10 protein-coding genes and 6 pseudogenes are annotated in these 18,008 nt (G+C 54.9%); 9 read left to right on the top strand and 7 right to left on the bottom strand.

Annotated elements, in window-relative coordinates; genetic code table 11:
- Positions 1-250: 250 nt before the first annotated feature.
- A complete protein-coding gene (locus ACMTA2_RS17520) occupies positions 251-1,399 on the bottom strand; it encodes an aromatic ring-hydroxylating oxygenase subunit alpha (protein ID WP_413791005.1) in 1,149 nt (382 codons plus the stop codon).
- 452 nt (positions 1,400-1,851) lie between these two features.
- On the opposite strand from ACMTA2_RS17520, the pseudogene ACMTA2_RS17525 reads away from it, so the two are divergent.
- Positions 1,852-2,539 (top strand): annotated as a pseudogene (locus tag ACMTA2_RS17525) (thiamine pyrophosphate-dependent enzyme); the annotation flags it as partial.
- Between the two features lie 159 nt (positions 2,540-2,698).
- On the opposite strand, the pseudogene ACMTA2_RS17530 reads toward ACMTA2_RS17525, so the two are convergent.
- The 3 genes and pseudogenes from ACMTA2_RS17530 to ACMTA2_RS17540 all read right to left on the bottom strand — a co-directional run bounded on the left by ACMTA2_RS17530 (position 2,699) and on the right by ACMTA2_RS17540 (position 6,505).
- Positions 2,699-3,626 (bottom strand): annotated as a pseudogene (locus ACMTA2_RS17530) (LysR substrate-binding domain-containing protein).
- 166 nt (positions 3,627-3,792) lie between these two features.
- The gene (locus ACMTA2_RS17535; protein WP_413791006.1) at positions 3,793-5,289 is read right to left on the bottom strand and encodes a CoA-acylating methylmalonate-semialdehyde dehydrogenase; all 1,497 of its coding nucleotides are present in this window, start codon (positions 5,287-5,289) and stop codon (positions 3,793-3,795) included.
- A 58-nt stretch (positions 5,290-5,347) separates the two neighbouring features.
- Complete coding sequence (locus ACMTA2_RS17540; RefSeq protein WP_413791007.1) at positions 5,348-6,505, bottom strand: iron-containing alcohol dehydrogenase; 1,158 nt, start codon at positions 6,503-6,505, stop codon at positions 5,348-5,350.
- 474 nt (positions 6,506-6,979) lie between these two features.
- Between ACMTA2_RS17540 and ACMTA2_RS17545 the strand changes: the two genes are divergently transcribed.
- Positions 6,980-9,493 carry a CoA transferase gene (locus tag ACMTA2_RS17545; protein ID WP_413791008.1) on the top strand — a complete coding sequence of 838 codons (2,514 nt, stop codon included), beginning with the start codon at positions 6,980-6,982 and terminating at the stop codon, positions 9,491-9,493.
- A 200-nt stretch (positions 9,494-9,693) separates the two neighbouring features.
- On the opposite strand, the pseudogene ACMTA2_RS17550 reads toward ACMTA2_RS17545, so the two are convergent.
- Positions 9,694-9,882 (bottom strand): annotated as a pseudogene (locus ACMTA2_RS17550) (transposase domain-containing protein); the annotation flags it as partial.
- Positions 9,883-10,788: 906 nt separating this feature from the next.
- Here ACMTA2_RS17550 and tnpB point away from each other — a divergent pair.
- Positions 10,789-11,181, top strand: a complete 393-nt coding sequence (tnpB, locus tag ACMTA2_RS17555; protein WP_413791009.1) for an IS66 family insertion sequence element accessory protein TnpB — start codon at positions 10,789-10,791, stop codon at positions 11,179-11,181.
- On the opposite strand, the pseudogene ACMTA2_RS17560 reads toward tnpB, so the two are convergent.
- Positions 11,063-11,308 (bottom strand): annotated as a pseudogene (locus ACMTA2_RS17560) (LysR family transcriptional regulator); the annotation flags it as partial. The gene tnpB and the pseudogene ACMTA2_RS17560 overlap by 119 nt on opposite strands.
- 114 nt (positions 11,309-11,422) lie before the next feature.
- Between ACMTA2_RS17560 and betC the strand changes: the two are divergent.
- From betC to ACMTA2_RS17585, 5 genes and pseudogenes are all read left to right on the top strand, one after another.
- Positions 11,423-12,937, top strand: a complete 1,515-nt coding sequence (gene betC, locus ACMTA2_RS17565; protein ID WP_413791010.1) for a choline-sulfatase — start codon at positions 11,423-11,425, stop codon at positions 12,935-12,937.
- Positions 12,938-12,953: 16 nt separating this feature from the next.
- Entirely contained in the window at positions 12,954-13,874 is a 921-nt protein-coding gene (locus ACMTA2_RS17570) for a choline ABC transporter substrate-binding protein (RefSeq protein ID WP_413791011.1), read from the top strand.
- 87 nt (positions 13,875-13,961) lie between these two features.
- Positions 13,962-15,529 (top strand): annotated as a pseudogene (locus ACMTA2_RS17575) (SulP family inorganic anion transporter).
- A 49-nt stretch (positions 15,530-15,578) separates the two neighbouring features.
- The gene (locus tag ACMTA2_RS17580) at positions 15,579-15,686 is read left to right on the top strand and encodes a hypothetical protein (protein ID WP_413795676.1); all 108 of its coding nucleotides are present in this window, start codon (positions 15,579-15,581) and stop codon (positions 15,684-15,686) included.
- A gap of 477 nt (positions 15,687-16,163) precedes the next feature.
- Positions 16,164-16,376 (top strand): annotated as a pseudogene (locus tag ACMTA2_RS17585) (transposase domain-containing protein); the annotation flags it as partial.
- 167 nt (positions 16,377-16,543) lie between these two features.
- Here the strand turns inward: ACMTA2_RS17585 and ACMTA2_RS17590 are convergent.
- Positions 16,544-17,695 (bottom strand): ISL3 family transposase, encoded by a 1,152-nt coding sequence (locus ACMTA2_RS17590; protein ID WP_413795677.1) that lies wholly within the window; start codon positions 17,693-17,695, stop codon positions 16,544-16,546.
- On the opposite strand from ACMTA2_RS17590, the gene ACMTA2_RS17595 reads away from it, so the two are divergent.
- On the top strand, positions 17,597-17,839 hold the full coding sequence (locus ACMTA2_RS17595) for a hypothetical protein (RefSeq protein ID WP_413795766.1): 243 nt from the start codon (positions 17,597-17,599) through the stop codon (positions 17,837-17,839). The genes ACMTA2_RS17590 and ACMTA2_RS17595 overlap by 99 nt on opposite strands.
- Positions 17,840-18,008: the final 169 nt, after the last annotated feature.

The raw sequence follows: 18,008 nt of genomic DNA on the forward strand, positions 1-18,008 counted from the left end.
AGAGTTATAAAGCAAGATGAAATGCCCCCTTGGGAATATGCAGCCAGATTCTCAAGCAAATAATGCTATTCGTAAGGGGCAGTTCCAACAGCAGGAGCATTCAAGTCAAACGGTCAGCTCTCCCTCTGCTACCAGTAGAGGAGAAGAATTCTTGTTAATTACTGCTGGTCTGGGTCGGTACAGGATTGCGCATACAGCGAGCAAATGAACAAAAACACATTACATATCCACGCCCGCTGTATCGGCCTAATTATTCGACTCCAATTTTGAGTCCAAGAGCATTGACCACCAGGCTCTGGAAGTGGTGTACCGGCGCTTCGGTCACCTGGACACGATCACCTCCAACGACGAAGCGCCCTTGATTGTATCCAATGGATTTCAGTCCTCTCTGTACGTTCTCGCAAATAGGGATATCTTCCGCGTACTGCAGCGTATCGCGCTGGAATTTGATAGTGCCTTCCAACTCCTCGCTGACGGTTCCGTCTTTCGTAAACCAGTCGTGGCGCTCATAGGATGTCGTTGGAGTGAGCGGATCGACACGCATAACCGAGAGTTGTTCTTCGCCCGGATAAACCCAGATCGTGAGATTGGGCCACAGGAACCACCCACCGTAACCGTCAATGTCGTTTCCGCTCACCTGATAGGCCGCGCTGTCACGAGTTGTCCGAGTGGAACAGTGACTGGTAAATATTCCGTTGGAATAGGGGTTGTAGGCTTCGTCGCCGAAATCGACCAGTACCGAAAAGTCTTTGTGCGCGACAGCGCAGTGGTAGCACTCTTGGAAATTCTCGACCAAAATCTTCCAGTTCGCCTGCGGCTGGAATTCTTGGCAGTCGGCATACACAAGATCGTCGGCGTTCGGCACGTAGCTGCGGATTTCCTTTTCCAACTCTGGAGCCTGTTCACGCAAGGGTACTGCTTGGCCATCCAAGTTTACAAAGACCATGCCACAGAATTCTTCCAGCGCAACTTCTTTCAGCGAGAACTCGCTTTTGTCGAAGTCTTTAATGGATCCCGTTTCCCGTGCGGCGCGCAGGGTACCATCGAGGTCATACGTCCAGGCATGGTAGGGGCAGACAATCATTTGCGCCTTGCCACATCCTTTGAGCAATTCGTGTCCGCGGTGTTGACACACATTGTGGAATGCCCGAATTTTCTCATCCCTGCCCTTTACTATGATCACGTTCTGATCATGGACTAACTCGGTGACATAGTCGCCCGGCTTAGCCACGCGGCTTCTATGACAGACATAGACCCAGTTCTTGTAGAAAATTGCTGATTTTTCCTGTTCAAATATGTCTTGATCGTAGAAATAGCGTGCCGGCAGAGTGTGCGACTTGCTCGGATCTTCAACAAAGGGTTTATCCTGATCTTTTTTATAAAACCTGTTTGCAGACATGATCTATCCTCTCAATTAATTTCGGCTGTTACGGCTTCGATGGGTCTACGGTCGTTGATGCACATGATGTGTAACGCTAGAGACGTTGAGTAGTAAGCCTCTGGTGGCCTGTCGCGTCGTACAAAACAATATTGCCCACGCGACGCGCCGCCTACAAACAATGTTATTCAGGGCTCATGGATAAGCGATCGTTATGTCAAAACTCTAAGTTTTTGATTCCATACGGTCTGGGGGCGCAATGCGCTATCGCGTGGGGACTAAGTCGGGCTGGGCGCTGCAGGCCTGGGTGACATGCTCCTCAATTACCGCGTCGTCTCGGTATCAGCCCGGCTTGAGCATTGTTCTTGCGGCTATCGAACCAAGTGTTGCGGGGCCTCATCAGCCACATCAGTGGCGCAAACTCGCTGATGCTGCGCCGTCCTTTCGCCAAGACATTCTAGGTGAGCAGGAGGCAGATCGGCGAAGCGCTGAACTACACCGCGCATTGGGATTTCGGCCGATTGCTGGAAATCCGTGAAGCTAACGAAAAACAGATCGCCGAGGGTGGCAATGACAGCCGTTTCCCAATCTACCCCCAGCGCCTGGTGGCTGACGTTCGCCGTGTACTGCCGTCCGACGGCATCGTCGCGCTGGACAACGGAATCTACAAAATCTGGTTCCCGCAACTACAAGGCGCACAAGCCGAACACCGTGCTGCTGGACAACGCGCTAGCGACCATGAGGGCTGGTTTACCGTCGGGTATGGCAGCGCACCTTGTTCACCCGGATCGCCCGGTAATCTCGGTGTGTGGTGATGGCGGCTTCATGATGAACAGCCAGGAACTGGAGACAGCAGTACGCCTGGGTATGCATATCACCGTAGTGATCCTGCGTGACGATGGCTACGGCATGATCCGTTGGAAGCAGGCGAATATGGGCTTCACCGATTTCGGCCTGGATTACGGCAACCCGGACTTTGTCAAATACGCCGAAGCTTACGGTGCCAATGGCCATCGCGTGGAAAGTGCCGAAGGCCTGCTTCCGCTGTTGGAGCACTGCATCAAGACGCCGGGCGTGCATGTGATTGATTGCCCGGTCGACTACTCCGAGAACGACCGCATCCTGAACATAGAACTGCGTGAGCGGAGCGCAGCCATTTGAATCATGGCGAGCAGGCGGCATCCGGTTCCGCCCAGAGATATACCTTTTGACGAGGAAATCCGATCGTTTGAGCGATGTGGCTCAGCAATTTGTCGCTTGGTTAAAGGAGGAGGCCCGCCTCACCGAAGGTGCAGAAGACCGGTCTGGGGAGGAATCCACTTAGCCATCTAATAATTGAGTGGATTCCTTTTTTGAAAGAGCGGCTTCCTCAAGTAACCAGTCTAAAAATGCTTGGGATTGAGGGCTGGCATATTGATGTTCTGGAAGGACAGCGTAGAACGCTTCGGAGGTGGGTACGCGTTGAGTGAACGGAGCGACGAGTTTGCCTTCAGCTAGCATCGTAGCTACAAGTGATGTTCGTCCTAATGCAAAACCGTGTCCAAGAACCGCCATTTCCAACGCTGTTATAAGCGTGTCAAATTGCATGCCTTTCGAAGGTGGAACGCAGGAAATTCCTGTTTGCTTTAGCCAATAACCCCATCCCTCTTCGTATCCGATGACATGGAGTAGTCCATGTTCTTCTAGTGTTTTCTCTATATTGATGTCTACGTTAGAGTCGGCAATTAATAGCTTGGGGCTGCATACTGGAATAAGGTCATCCCACGTCAGTCTGTATGACTTATAACCCGGCCAATTTCCCTTGCCGTATCGAACATCAATATCGACTTCTTTATCCTGCTCCTCCAGCCAGATATTGCTGCTGAAATGCAGGTTAACTGAAGGATAAACGCTGGTAAATCGTTCTAGTCTCGCAGCTAGCCAAGTAGTAAAAAAAAACAAGGTTCACCCTGGTGGTAATGACCTTTGCACGTCCTTCGCCAAAAATTTCATCGGTGGCAGCAGCGAGACGTTCGATAGCTTCATGAACCGCAGGCATATAAGCGCGTCCCGCTTCGGTCAATTCTAGTCGGCGCGCTAGACGCTTGAAAAGCGTCATGCCAAGTTGTGACTCCAAACCTTTGATCTGTTGGCTGATCGCGGCCTGTGTCAAGTTTAGTTCGTCAGCAGCTAAGGTGAAATTCAAGTGGCGTGCAGAGGCCTCGAACGAGCGAAGCCAATTCAGCGGGGGAAGGCGTTTCTTATTCACTTATAGATCGCTCTTCATATAGCATTATTGAGCGGGTGATGGTTACCGCCATCGCCCATTCAATAATAGTATGTAGCGTCTAAAGATGTAAATGATCATATGAGGCGATAGCAATGAACGCCTCGGAGCATGAAAACTTGAGGGTTTCCATGCCCAATCGGGGCCGTTATTTCAATGTAGGCATTGAGAATGAGGCTCCTTCACGAACACCTGCCGATGGCCAGCGCTGGGTGATCATTTTGCGACGGGTATAGAACCGCACGCCATCCGGGCCATAAGCATGGAGGTCGCCGAACAGAGAGCGCTTCCAACCGCCGAAACTGTGATATGCAACTGGTACCGGCAATGGGACGTTGACGCCTACCATCCCTACTTTGATGTTGTCGGTGAAGTAGCGCGCTGCCTCGCCGTCGCGGGTGAAAATACACGTCCCGTTGCCATATTCATGGTTATCAATGAGATTCATGGCTTCCTGCATTGAGTCGACCTGAATCACCTGAAGCACCGGCCCGAAGATCTCCTCTTGGTAGCTCTGCATCGTCGGTTTTACGCCATCGATCAGGGTGCCACCCACAAAGAAGCCGCTCTCGTATCCCGCGACTTCCGCATTTCGACCATCTACGATGATGCGGGCACCGTCGGCCTCCGCGCTGTCGATGTACCCGACAACCTTATCCTTGTGCTGGCGGGTGATAACGGGGCCGAAGTCGTTGCTCGCATCTGAATAGGCGCCGACTTTAAGCGCAGCCATGGCGGTGCGCATCTTTTCAACAAGGGCTTGTGCAGTACCTGCACCTACCGCAACGGCAACCGACAGTGCCATGCAGCGTTCACCTGATGAGCCGAAAGCTGCACCCAAGAGCTGGTTCACTGCGTTGTCCATGTCAGCATCGGGCATTACGATCGCATGGTTTTTCGCCCCGCCCAATGCTTGGCAACGTTTTCCATTGGCGGTGGCGAGCTTGTAGATGTATTCGGCGATTGGCGTAGAGCCTACGAAACTTACTGCTTCAATCCGCGAGTCGGACAGCAAAGTGTCGACAGCTTCTTTATCCCCGTTGACTACGTTCATGACGCCGTTTGGAAGACCTGCTTCTTGCAGCAGTTGGGCGATGAGCAAAGTCGAGCTTGGATCGCGTTCGGATGGTTTGAGGATGAAGCAATTCCCGCAGACAATTGCCATCGGGAACATCCAGAGCGGCACCATCACTGGGAAGTTGAACGGGGTGATGCCAGCCACCACACCCAGCGGCTGGAACTCGCTCCAGCAATCGATATCCGGGCCGACGTTTTTGCTGTGTTCTCCCTTCAAAAACTCAGGAGCACCGCAAGCGTACTCAACGTTTTCGATGCCACGCTGCAACTCACCCATGGCGTCGTGGGAAATCTTGCCGTGTTCTTCGCCAATGAGTTGGCAAATCTTCGCAGAATTCTGCTCCAGGAGTTCCTTGAAGCGGAACATGACACGAGCGCGTTTGATAGGAGGGGTGTTGCGCCAGGCGGGGAAGGCTGCCTGCGCTGCCGAGATGGCCTGCTCAACCGTCACCTTGGAGGCCAGAGCCACGCGCTTGGTTACTTGTCCAGTCGCAGGGTTAAATACATCCTGAAAACGCTGTCCAACGTCCAGGCGCTCGCCATTAATGAGGTGTCCTACAGTTTCCATTTCATGTTTCCTGATTATTGTAATGTTGGATAACAACGTTTGGCGGTAGAGCGTTCAACTACCAAAGCGTGCGATAGAGTTCAGCCATTTGGTCGGTGGTCGGGACGCGAGGGTTATTTCCCGGCGATCCTGAGGCCAAGGCTTGCTGTGCCATGGTTTCGATCTTGTCCATGAACTGCGCTTTATCGATTCCAAACTGTGCCGGGCTGGGGACGTTCAAATCCTCATTGATGGCTTTGAGTTCGCGCAGCAGTTTTTCATTGGCCGTGGCATCGCTGTCCTGGACGGTGGCCAAGCCTATTGCGCGAGCGCATTCGGCATAACGCTCCGGTGCTGCAGGGATCGAAAACTCGGTCACAGTTGGCAGCAGCATCGCGTTGGACAATCCGTGGGGGACGTGGAAAAAAGCGCCGATAGGGCGGCTCATTCCATGTACTAGAGCGACTGATGCGTTTGAGAAGGCCATCCCGGCGAGCGTTGAGCCAAGCATCATCGCTTCACGAGCCTTCTTATCGGCTCCGGTGCGATACACGGTTCGAAGATTGGGCCCGATCAATCGCATTGCAGCTAGAGCTTGAGTGTCGCTGTAGGCGTTTGCCTTTTTGCTGACGTATGCCTCCATGGCATGCGTGAGGGCGTCAATGCCTGTGTCAGCCGTGATGCGCCCAGGGAGACTCAACGTCAGCGTGTAGTCGATCAGGGCGGCAACTGGCATAAAGGCCAATCCCACGCAGAGCATTTTCTCGTCGGTCGACTCATCCGTGATGATTGTGAATCGAGTGACCTCGGAGCCAGTGCCCGCTGTGGTTGGGACAGCAATCAGTGGCAGTCCAGCTTCGTTTACGATGCGTGGGAACTTGTAATCACGCATTTGGCCGCCGTGCTTGGCAAGCACTCCGATAGCCTTAGCACTGTCGATAGGACTGCCACCACCCAGTGCGATGATGCTGTCGAAGTCCCCTTCTTCAGCGTAACGCACACCTGCACTGATCGAGGCAACTGTGGGCTCGGGAACGGTGTCATCGAATACGTCAGCATGGATGCCGGCAGAGGAGAGCACTTCTACGATTCTGGCGGCATAGCCCAGCTTGACCATCATCTTGTCGGTCACTACGAGGGGCTTGCGAAGATTAAGGCTCGCTAGAACCGTCGTAATTTCTTCACAAGCATTTTCGCCGATGGACATCAGGCGAGGCAGAATTACTGGGGTAGCCATAAATGCTCCTGTTTTATTTATCAGTTGGAGTAAAAGACACCGTCTCTGCGCAATAGCCGCATAGATTATTTGGGCGTGGCCGCCGGCATGAATTGTTTCGACCTCAGGTGGGTCGTGATTAATTCTCGGGTGTGCGAATAAGTTTGTGAAGCAAAAAAAAGTCAGCCTGACCCCCTGTTTTTTTTATGGGTCGATGGCGGCGGCGGAGAAGTTTGCTGTGGTTTGTTTCAAGGGGTAGCTAGGAGCCATAACAAAAATTGACCCTCAGGGCTAATTTATATTGCTGGATTGGCCGTTGTGAGATTTCTAATATCGATATCACACGGTGGAGGAATACCGAAAAAAGTTGGCGAGAGTTTTTGTCGTTAAATCAGATTTCAGTAATTGCTGATATAGCTTTTCGTCCACTGCCATGAATCCACAACTAGGTCTTTAGACCTAATCTAAAACTGCCTCTAAGAAGGATAAAACGAAATGAAGCAGACTAATCCATTGCCACTTGCCGGCGTTCGCGTAGTCGATTTCGGTCAGCAGATCGCTGGCCCCGCCGTTGCAATGATCTTGGCGGATCTCGGTGCGACAGTGGTGCACATCGACCCCCCTACGGGCCCACTGTGGGATAATCCGGCGAACGCTGTGCTTAATCGCAACAAAAGCTGTATTCGTCTCGACCTTAAGACCGCTGCCGGTCTGGCGCAGGCGAATGATCTGATTGCTCAGGCTGACATCGTGCTGGAAAGCTTCCGTCCGGGTGTTATGAAAAACCTGGGCATTGACTTTAAAAAGCTGCGCGCCAGTCGCTCGGAGCTGATCACACTTTCCGTTCCAGGCTTTGCCAGCAACGACACACTGCGTCGTGAGTGGAAAGCTACAGAGGCTGTTGTTGCCGCGACTGCGGGCGCATTCACCGACATGGGGTTCAACCGAGTGTTGCTTGGTCTGAATCCTAGCTTTTCTCCCCTTCCTCTGGGTTCTGCATACGCCACCACTCTGGCCGCTGGCGCAGTTGCACTCGCTCTTCAGGCTCGTGAACGTACCGGCCATGGTGATGAGATCGAAGTGCCGGTGGTTGCCGCGCTGATGGAAGGTCTTTCCTACAACTCCTACGTTATCGACGGTCTGCCTGAGCGTTATAAGACGATGCGAGAGCTCGAAATCGAGCATCGCAAGGCCAACAACATCCCAATGAACCTCAGCTACGAGGATTTGCAGGAGTATCTCGATCCCTTCTACCGCACCTATTTGTGTGCAGATGGACGGATGTTTTACTGCGTATGCCCGTCGCACCGGAACCATGCCAAGCGTGCGCTGAAGGTTCTCGGTATTTACGAGGAGCTCGTGGCGGATGGTCTACCGGAAGTCTCCGATCTGCATGCACCTATCAGTGAGTGGGATGGCGAGACGTCGATTGGCGTATACCCTCTGCCGAAGAAGTGGGCAGACCATATCTCGGCAAAGATGAAGAAAGCGTTCCTCACAAAAACTTCGGAAGAGTGGGGGCAGATTTTCGGTGAGAACAAAATTCCAGGGGCGCCTCACCGTACCACTCAAGAATGGGTCAATCATGAACACACCAATACTGCTGGTCTGATCGTTGAGGTTGAAGATCCTGAATATGGCCTGATGAAACAGCCTGGGCCGATCGTGTGGCTTGAAGAGTTCGCAGGCGAGATGGTCAAGCCTCGTCCTCGCAAGAACACATCTTTCGAACAGGCACTGGTCGAGCTTAAAGAAGTTGCCGCTGAATATCCGGCTACCTACCCAACAGGTAGTACGATCAAGTCCGAAGTTGGGAAGGGCTGGTTGGATGGGCTACGTATCCTTGACCTGACCAACGTTATTGCTGGCCCGCACTCAACTGCGTTCCTTGCTCGCTTCGGTGCCGAGGTCATCAAGCTCGATCCGGTTCAGCCTCTATATGACCCACTGATTGGCACACTGTTTACCTTCCAGACAGGCATGGGCAAACAAAGCGCGCTGGTTGATATTCTCAGCCCAGAAGGCCGAGGCGCCTTCAACCGCTTGGTTAGCTCGGTGGATATAGTGGTCATCAATGCTCCAGAGCGTCAGTTAAAAGAGCTGGGACTGGACAAGGAGAGCCTGCGTATCGTCAACCCCAACGTCCTGTTCTGCCGCCTCGATTGCTTGGGCGGGCCGCTACCAGGGCCGAAGTCCAACTTCATCGGCTATGACGACATCATTCAGGCTCATAGCGGCATCATGAGTCGCTTCGGTGGCCCACAAACTCCAGAAGAGCACGCTCACCTAGGCACACTAGACGTCAACTGTGGTTTCGCTGCCGGCCTGGGCATGGCTGTGCAGATCTACCACCGGATCAAAACTGGAAAAGTCACCCGTTCGCGCACCTCCCTCTCGGCTGTTACCAACCTCGCGCAAATCTCGTTTGCCTATGACTATGCGGGGCGCGGCGCCTTCAACGAGCCCTCGGGTCGCGATGTGCTGGGCTATAACGCTCTGTCGCATTTCTACCAGACGAGTGAGGGGTGGCTGTATCTGGACAGCAAGCCAGCAGAAATCGAGAAGCTGGAAAAAATCGAAGGGCTGGAAGGCATCGGTAAAGCCTCCGACGTTTCGGCATTCTTGAAGGAGGCATTCTTGAATGCACCCGCTGCATACTGGGCTGATCGCCTGCATGAAGCTGATATCGCTGCCGCAGTGCCGAATTCGATCGAGCAGCTCCGTGCGCAATACACCCGTGAAGGGGACAACACCGTTGGTATCCACAACGGCAGCTTCGCATTCTCGATTCACCGCAACCACCCAAGCGGCCATTGCCTGACACAGATCGATCACTACGCGATCCGCCCAGTGGATTCGAAAATCTCGGCGGTATCTCTCCCTGAGCGCTGGGGGCACTCAACCAAAGAGGTACTTGCAAGCATCGGGTACTCCCAGGCGGAAGTCGATGATTTCCTCCGTCGCGGTATTGCTAGCCTTGGATGGGCGGAGGAGTTTCTGCCAAGCTAATCAAGCATTTACGCGCTCATAGTTGCATCAATTTTTGGCCATGTGTCCACGCCCACATGGCCTTTTTTTGCGTAAAGTTGTATGCGTTCAAGCTCGGCATTGGGGAACACGGGAAATGCTCGAATTGCCAAAATTCAGGCGGTGAAAATGACAAATAGAGCTTATCGAGTTTATGCGTCTGGGCATCCCGCCTTGCGCAACTAAACCGGTCGCCACCTATGCGGCAGTAGCTCCGCAATCCCACTCCGCTGCGTCGGCAGGCGCGTGAGGGCGTCCTTCAAATAAGCATATGGATCATGCCCGTTGAGTCGCTCCGACTGGATCAAACTCATGACTGCCGCTGCCCGTTTTCCGCTGCGCAATGATCCTGCGAAGAGCCAATTCTTGCGCGAGCCATGAATACCTGCTGAAGAGATTGCGTGCCGGCGACATGGATTGGCCCGCTTGTCCGGGGCGATTATTTCGCACGTGAACGCAAAGAGATCTTCAGCTTCCGAGTGTCTCTGATACCAACGTTAAGCTCGTCAACCTCTTGCCACGACGGCACACTCAGGTGCATTACGCGCCTCGACGATCGTCTCTAAGACTGCTCGTTTTTCGGTGGGGTTGAAGGTATTGATCCAAAAGTGTCCAAGGATCTCGTGCCTAAGAGATCTTCTAAACTTTTCGTCCGTATCGAAGTTGGCAGTGGCGAAAAGTGCTCGTCGTTCTCCTGGATGAAATTAACCGAGGATGGTTTCTGCGGCTTCTCGGGTTGCTTGCAGTCCATACAACTCCTCCTGTGTTTCACGAATTTTTTTGCCAAAGCATCGCCTCTTATTTAGGAGCAGCCAGCAACGGATGCAACCCGGAACAAATGATTGAACTGTAAGCGTCCGGGCAACACACCTTCCTGATGCCATCGCTTAAGCCGATGGTGTCCACCTAAATTAAGTGGACACCATTTCTAGCCTTTTTAAGCGGACGCCCATGCCACTAGAACGTTCCTATTCCCAGTCCTTTGAAGCCCAGGTTATCGCCGAGTGTGCGTAGGCTGACGCCTCGATTGCCAATGTCGCTTTTAGCCACAACCTCAATGCAAATCTTGTCCATAAATGGATTCGGATGCATGCGCAGAAAAACCTGGCACTGCAAACTGCCTTTATTTCGGTCAAGGCATTCTCTTGGACAGCGGCCCCTCAAATTGTTCCGGCCGCGAATCGAATCGAAGTGCCTCATTCAAGAGGCGTAGTCGTGGTGAGTTGGCCGGCAGAAAATGCAGCGACATGCTCCGCTTTTCTGCGAGACCTGCTGCGATGATTCGCATCGACACCATCTGGCTCGCCATCGAGCCCATGGAGATACGCGCCGGCATTGAAGCCGCGCTGGCGCTAGCTGTTGCGGTGTTCGGTGCGGCGAAGCCGCACTGTGCTTATGTGCTCGCCAACCGCCGCGCCAATCGTATGAAAGTGTTGGTCTATGACGGCGTGGGGATTTGGATTGCAGCCCGGCGCTTGAATCAAGGGAGCATCTTTTGGCTAGGCGTGCGGCACGGCTCTGAAGCCGAGTTGGATGCAGAGCAACTTCAACGATGTTCTGCAAACCTGCTTTCACCTGCTGGAAAAGTATCGCCCCGGCTCCGGTCAATTCGATGCCGCGATAGATCCGATCAAACAGCCGCGTCCCCAGTTGATCTTCCAACCGTTTGATTTGTTGGCTCATGGCTGGCTGCGTGCTGCTGAGTTCCACCGCAGCAGCAGTAGAGCTTCGCTGCCTGGCTGCGACCTTGAACGCGCGCAGTAAATCCAGAGACAAATCACCAAGGGCGTCATACATAAGCTGTGCTTATCCTAGTCATTGCCGCGCAGGGGCTTTACCGCAAACTTTACGGACTTCATGCTCGATTGCAGCACTCTCGCATAAATATTCACTATGGAATGCCGCAATCACATGAAGCGCAAGAATATTCTTTTCATCATGGCCGATCAGATGGCCGCGCCAATGTTGCCGTTCTACGGTTCTTCGCCCATCAAACTGCCCAATCTGAGTCGCCTCGCCGCCGAAGGCGTGGTGTTCGATGCTGCGTATTGCAACAGCCCGCTGTGCGCGCCGTCGCGGTTTACCCTGGTCAGCGGTCAGTTGCCGAGCAAGATCGGCGCCTATGACAACGCGGCCGATTTCCCCGCCGATGTACCGACGTACGCCCACTACTTGCGTCGCCTCGGTTACCGCACGGCATTGTCCGGCAAGATGCACTTTTGCGGCCCAGACCAGTTGCACGGTTATGAAGAACGCCTGACCAGCGATATTTATCCCGCCGACTATGGCTGGTCGGTGAACTGGGATGAACCGGACGTGCGTCCGACCTGGTTCCACAATATGTCGTCGGTGCTGCAAGCCGGGCCGTGCGTGCGCACCAATCAACTGGATTTTGATGAAGAGGTCGTGTTCAAGGCCCAGCAATACCTGTTCGACCACATCCGTGAGGATGGCGATCAGCCATTTTGCCTGACTGTTTCAATGACGCATCCGCACGATCCGTACACCATCCCCAAAGCGTTCTGGGATATGTACGACGACGCCGACATTCTATTGCCTGAAACCCCGCCGCCGTCCGAACTTGATCCGCATTCCCAACGTTTACTGAAAGTGTATGACCTGTGGGACAAACCGTTGCCTGTAGATAAAATCCGCGATGCGCGCCGTGCCTACTTCGGCGCATGCAGCTATATCGACAGCAACGTCGGCAAACTACTGCAAACCCTGGAAGATACGGGCCTGATCGACGACACCATCATCGTATTCTCTGGCGACCACGGAGACATGCTCGGTGAACGCGGGCTCTGGTACAAAATGCACTGGTTCGAAATGGCTGCTCGAGTACCGCTGTTGATCAGCGCACCCGGGCAATTTGGCGCCGGCCGGGTCAGCGCAGCAGTCTCCACCGCCGATCTGCTGCCGACCTTCGTCGAATTGGCTGGCGGTTCGCTGGAACCAGGTTTGCCACTGGACGGCCGCTCACTGGTTTCGCACCTGCAGGGGCAGGGCGGTCATGACGAAGTCTTTGGCGAATACATGGCTGAAGGCACCATCAGCCCGCTGATGATGATTCGTCGCGGCGCCTATAAATTTATCTACAGCGAAGACGACCCTTGCCTACTCTTCGACGTACACAACGACCCGCGCGAACAGGACGAGCTCAGCCAGTCGCCCCAACATTTGCAGCTGTTCGAGGAGTTTCTTGCCGAAGCGCGCGCCAAATGGAATATCCCGTTGATCCACCAACAGGTGCTCGCAAGCCAGCGTCGTCGGCGTTTCGTCGCCCAAGCGCTGACCATCGGCAAGCTCAAGAGCTGGGATCACCAGCCACTGGTGGACGCCAGTCAGCAATACATGCGCAACCACATCGACCTTGATGATCTGGAGCGCAAAGCACGTTATCCACAACCCTGCAAAAACCAATAATGTTAAGGGGAAGTCCATGCAAAAGTTTTCTATAGTCCTGACGGTCGGGCTTCTGGCGCTAGGCAGCGCATCGGCGTATGCCGATCAAAGCTGCGAGACGGTGAAAATGGCCGACCCTGGCTGGAGTGACATCGCAGCGACCAACGCCATCACCGGTTTTCTGCTGGACGGCATGGGCTACAAGGCCAAGGTCGATACCCTGGCGGTGCCGATCACCTATGGCGGGCTCAAGGATGGTCAGATTGACGTTTTTCTGGGCAACTGGATGCCAGCGCAACAGGGCTTTTACGATAAGTTCGTGGCCACCGGCGATGTCATTCAACTGGCGAAAAACCTCGAAGGCACCGAGTTCACTCTTGCCGTCCCCGATTATGTCTGGGACGCCGGTGTGCATGACTTTGCCGACCTGAACAAGCACGCCGACAAATTCGAGAAGAAGATCTATGGCATCGGCTCGGGCGCTCCGGCCAACATCTCCTTGCAGGAAATGATCAAGAAGAACGACTTCGACATGGGTCAATGGAAGCTCGTCGAGTCCAGCGAGCAGGCGATGCTGGCCGAAGTTTCCCGGGCGGTGAAAAAGCAGAAGTTCGTGGCCTTCCTCGGCTGGACGCCGCACCCGATGAACGTGCAGCTGAAAATGCATTACCTGAAGGGCGGCGAGAAGTATTTCGGCGGCACCGGCAGCGTCTACACCCTGACCCGCAAAGGTTATGCACAGGCCTGCCCGAACGTTGGCAAGCTACTCACCAACCTGAGTTTCACCCAGGAAATGGAGAACAGCATCATGGCTGAGGTGGTGAACAAGAAGATCAGCAATGCCGTTGCGGCCAAGGCCTGGATCAAGGCCAATCCGGCGGTGCTGGATAAATGGCTGGATGGCGTGCAGACCGTGGATGGGAAGGACGCGTTGCCGGCCGTAAAAGCCAAGTTGTAAGGGTTGTCTGTGGCGAGGGAGCAAGCTCCCTCGCCACGATGATCGCGTCGTCCTGATACCCATATGCAAAACCACCCGAGAGGATCCATGGCCTTCCCCAGCCGCCATTCACTCTTCCCCTTCCTGACCTGGCTGCCGCGGCAGACCCGCGCCAGCGTCTGCCGAGACTTGATCGTCGGCCTCAGCGGTGCAATTCTGGCCTTGCCGCAATCCATTGCCTACGCCCTCATTGCCGGTCTTCCACCGGAGTATGGCTTGTACGCCGCGATCATCCCGGTGCTGATTGCCTGCCTGTGGGGTTCGTCCTGGCATCTGATCTGCGGCCCTACGGCGGCCATCTCCATCGTCCTGTACGCCAGCGTCAGTCCCCTGGCCGTTCCCGCGTCAGAGGATTACGTCACGCTGATACTGTTGCTGACGCTGCTCGCCGGCATCTTCCAGTGGCTATTGGGGTTGCTACGTTTTGGTGCCTTGGTGAATTTCGTTTCACACTCGGTGGTGCTGGGCTTCACCCTTGGCGCGGCCGTGGTGATTGCCATCGGTCAACTGCCGAACCTGCTGGGACTCGACGTGCCCAACCAGGCGACAGCGTTGGACAGCTTCCTGATGGTGTTCAAGCACCTGGGCGAAGTGGATAAACCCTCCCTCGCGTTGGGGCTGGCGACGGTAGCGGTGGGCGTGATCCTGAAATTGTTGCTGCGCCGCTGGCCGACCCTGTTGATCACCCTGATCCTTAGCGGGCTGCTGGTCTGGCTCTGGCCAGCCATGTTCGGTCATGTGAAGCTGGTCAGCGCGTTCGTCGGACGCCTGCCGCCCTTCAGTCCATTGCCGCTGGATCTGGACTTGATCCTGCGCCTGCTGCCCAGCGCCGTAGCGGTCGGGATGCTCGGTCTGGTGACAAGCCTATCGATTGCCCGTTCCTTGTCAGCCCGTTCGCAGCAACTGCTCGATGTCAATCAGGAAGTCCGCGCCCAAGGGTATCGAACATGGTGGGGGCGTTCTTTTCCGGCTCGCTGTCAGCCGGTTCCTTCACTCGTTCGGGCCTGAGCTACGAGGCCGGCGCCTGCTCGCCCCTGGCCGGCGTTTTTTCGGCGCTATGGGTGGCGCTGTTTGCCATCTTCGGCGCGAACTTGATCGCGCATATCCCCGTCCCGGCCATGGCCGGCAGCATTCTGTTGATCGCTTGGGGTCTGGTGGATCATCGCGGGATTGGGGCGCTGTTGCGGGTCAGCCGCGCGGAGTTTCTGGTGATGGCGCTGACCTGTATCGCCACGCTGCTGCTGGAACTGCAGACGGCGATCTACGCCGGCGTTTTGGCTTCGCTGTTTTTCTATCTAAAACGCACTTCGCAACCACGGGTGCAGCATTGGCGCGACGGCGATGAAGACATTGTGCGGGTCGGCGGGTCGATCTTTTTCGGTGCCAGCCATTACCTGCAGGTGCGCCTGCAACGGATGCACGGCGCGCGCGTGGTGATCGAGGCGCAGCAGATCAACTTCATCGACTATTCGGGTGTGGAAATGCTGCACCAGGAAGCGCGGCGGCTGTTGCAACAGGATCGCAGCCTGACCCTGCGCGGGGCGAGACCACCGGTGGTGGAGGAGTTGAGAAAACTGGAAGGGGCGGAGAAATGCCCGATCCGGTTTGAAGACTGATCCGAAGTCGGTGCCGCTCCCCATCGCGGGTAAGACCGCAGTATGGGAAATGCTCTGGCGATGGGCGGTATGTCGCCACCCTCGCAAGACACGCCGATGGGTGAAGGATCGGTATTTCAAAGTACAAAGGGCGCGTCGAAGTATTCTAACGTGCTGAAAAGTGCGCCGATGGTCGGAAGCGTCGGTACACGTTATTGGACGCCTCAAACACGCCAATTGTGCGACATATCAAGATTAAGCCTGCTGCCAACTCTCACGACCCTCAATGGGATGAGTACTTCGAATCCCGATGGGGCAAAAGAATGCTTATCTCCCTAAAGGGTCGAGCCAAGCTGTATCGGGTGTGTCTACGGCAAGGTGGCCGCTGCTGCGCATACCTTAAACCGGTCACCAAAGACACACCATGGCATAGCCGCCATGTTGTGAGCTGAGTCACGGAGTACGGATGCGGCCGCCAACCTTGAGATCTACCACCTGCGGTGCCCAAGGGATGTGCGATTTGTCAACGTCGACGATGTACAACCGGGTGCCCAATAGCGCCTCAGTAGATGATTGAGCCGTGTGCTGGGAAGCTCGCATGCACGGTTCTTAGGGGGGAGACGCGGGTAACCCCGTCTGACTGCCCGACTACTAGATCCGACAGTGGGCACTGGGACGCTCGAATTGGTTGTTTGCCGGATAGCTACGTAAAGGTAAACGTGCGGCGGCGATCATGAGTTTGATAAAGTCGACGCAGCTCAACGGGCATGATCCGTATGCTTACTTGAAGGATGTTCTTACATGCCTGCCGACGCAGCGTGCGATTGAGATTACCGAACTGCTACCGCACATGTGGGCGCCCGTTTAATAACGCAAGGTGTGTTGGGCGGACGCTTACATTGAACTGTCTGGAGCGAAAGGATCTTGTTCGGCGGGGCGTCATACGGATTCTGTGCCAAGGTGGCACGGGAGTCGTGCGGGATCCGGATATGAGCAAGACCACTCGCGCTGGAACCAGCCCTAAAATTTGGTTCTTCACGGATTGCCGGGAAAGTCGCTCTTGATCTTCATGAAAAAGAATTCGCTGTCCCGGTAGCCGTAGGCCATCCGCTTGATGACCTTAATTCGGTTATTGATCCCCTCCAGTTGCCCCGTGTGCATGGGCCACCGCACCCTGCTCAGGATGCCGCGCCAGTATCCCTTCAGACGTTTAGCAAACTGCTTCAGAGCCGGTATCGCGCTTTCATCGGCCAGACGCAGCCACTGTTTCCACGCTGATCGCCAGCCCCAAGCGGTAGTCGGTGACCATAGCGCTTTGAGCTCTGCCTTCATCAGATAAACCGTCATCAACGACTGGTTGGCAGCCAGCAAATCCTGCAAGTGCACCTGTTGATCTGCGCTCTTGAGGTTCTCCGGGTTGCGCAACAGCAGCCACCGCGCTTGCTTGATGACCTTGCGGGCAGGTTTGTCATGACGCAGGCGGTTGGCTTCATCGACCCGTACCCGATCAATCACTTCTCGGCCATATTTGGCCACCACATGAAACAGGTCGTAGACCACTCGTGCCTGAGGACAATGCTGGCGCACCTCCAGGTCAAAAGCGGTATTCATGTCCATCGCGACCGCCTCAATCCGCGCGCAACCATCAGGCCCCAGCTCTTCAAAGAACGGCCGGATTGCGGCGCGGCTGCGTCCTTCGCCGATCCACAACACTCGGCGGGTATCGGCATCCAGTACGACGCTGGCATATCGATGTCCTTTGAACAGGGCAAACTCGTCCATGACCAATCGCCTGGGACGGGCTACAGGCCGCTTATCCAGTTCTGCCTGCAGAGCCCGTCGCTCCAGTAATCGCACGCTATCCCAGTGCAATCCGAATAGTTGGGCCACATGCAAGGTAGGCAGCCGTCTACAGGTCTGGATGACGGTTTCAGCCAAGCGGCGCGTCATCCGGGAGTAGCGATCAAGCCAGCTGACAGCCTCCATTCGTTTGCCGCAAGCGCCACATCCAACTCGTCTGAGCTCAACGTTTAGCCGCACCGGCCGCCCCAGAATGGGCAGGTCTCGGATGAGCCGCTGACAGTATTCATGGGTGGTTGGGCTGGACTCGTTGCAGCCGCTGCAAGTAGGAAATCGGGTGGTCTGGGGGATGAGATCGATCAGCAGCGCGTCACCATCTGGCTTGATGGCGACGACAGAAAAGCCCTCCCAAAACGGAAGGAAAGTATTAATATCGTGCATAAGAACGCCGGTTTGTTAGATGTGTTTGCTCGCACGAACATCATCAATCAAATCGGCGTTCTTGTTTCTGTGTTTCCCAGGATTCCGTGAAGAACCTAAAATTTGCACTCGTCACGGTGGAAAGGTTTCTTGGTGAGCCAACCCGCCCGTTGAATGGACGGGTTGGAGCTGCTAAGAGCTATTGTTCGAGTATGTGACGATCCATCGTTATTGCTACTCCCCGACATGGCCTGCACACGCCGTCGCAACCCAAGATCAA

Source organism: Pseudomonas medicaginis (assembly GCF_965119365.1).
Taxonomy (GTDB): domain Bacteria; phylum Pseudomonadota; class Gammaproteobacteria; order Pseudomonadales; family Pseudomonadaceae; genus Aquipseudomonas.

Excerpts from the sequence above, each read along its gene's own strand:
- betC (WP_413791010.1), top strand. The coding sequence starts at position 11,423 with ATGAAGCGCAAGAATATTCTTTTCATCATGGCCGATCAGATGGCCGCG.
- ACMTA2_RS17535 (WP_413791006.1), bottom strand. The coding sequence starts at position 5,289 with ATGGAAACTGTAGGACACCTCATTAATGGCGAGCGCCTGGACGTTGGA.
- ACMTA2_RS17520 (WP_413791005.1), bottom strand. The coding sequence starts at position 1,399 with ATGTCTGCAAACAGGTTTTATAAAAAAGATCAGGATAAACCCTTTGTT.
- ACMTA2_RS17570 (WP_413791011.1), top strand. The coding sequence starts at position 12,954 with ATGCAAAAGTTTTCTATAGTCCTGACGGTCGGGCTTCTGGCGCTAGGC.
- ACMTA2_RS17580 (WP_413795676.1), top strand. The coding sequence starts at position 15,579 with ATGCTCTGGCGATGGGCGGTATGTCGCCACCCTCGCAAGACACGCCGA.
- ACMTA2_RS17540 (WP_413791007.1), bottom strand. The coding sequence starts at position 6,505 with ATGGCTACCCCAGTAATTCTGCCTCGCCTGATGTCCATCGGCGAAAAT.
- ACMTA2_RS17545 (WP_413791008.1), top strand. The coding sequence starts at position 6,980 with ATGAAGCAGACTAATCCATTGCCACTTGCCGGCGTTCGCGTAGTCGAT.
- ACMTA2_RS17595 (WP_413795766.1), top strand. The coding sequence starts at position 17,597 with ATGGGTGGTTGGGCTGGACTCGTTGCAGCCGCTGCAAGTAGGAAATCG.
- tnpB (WP_413791009.1), top strand. The coding sequence starts at position 10,789 with ATGATTCGCATCGACACCATCTGGCTCGCCATCGAGCCCATGGAGATA.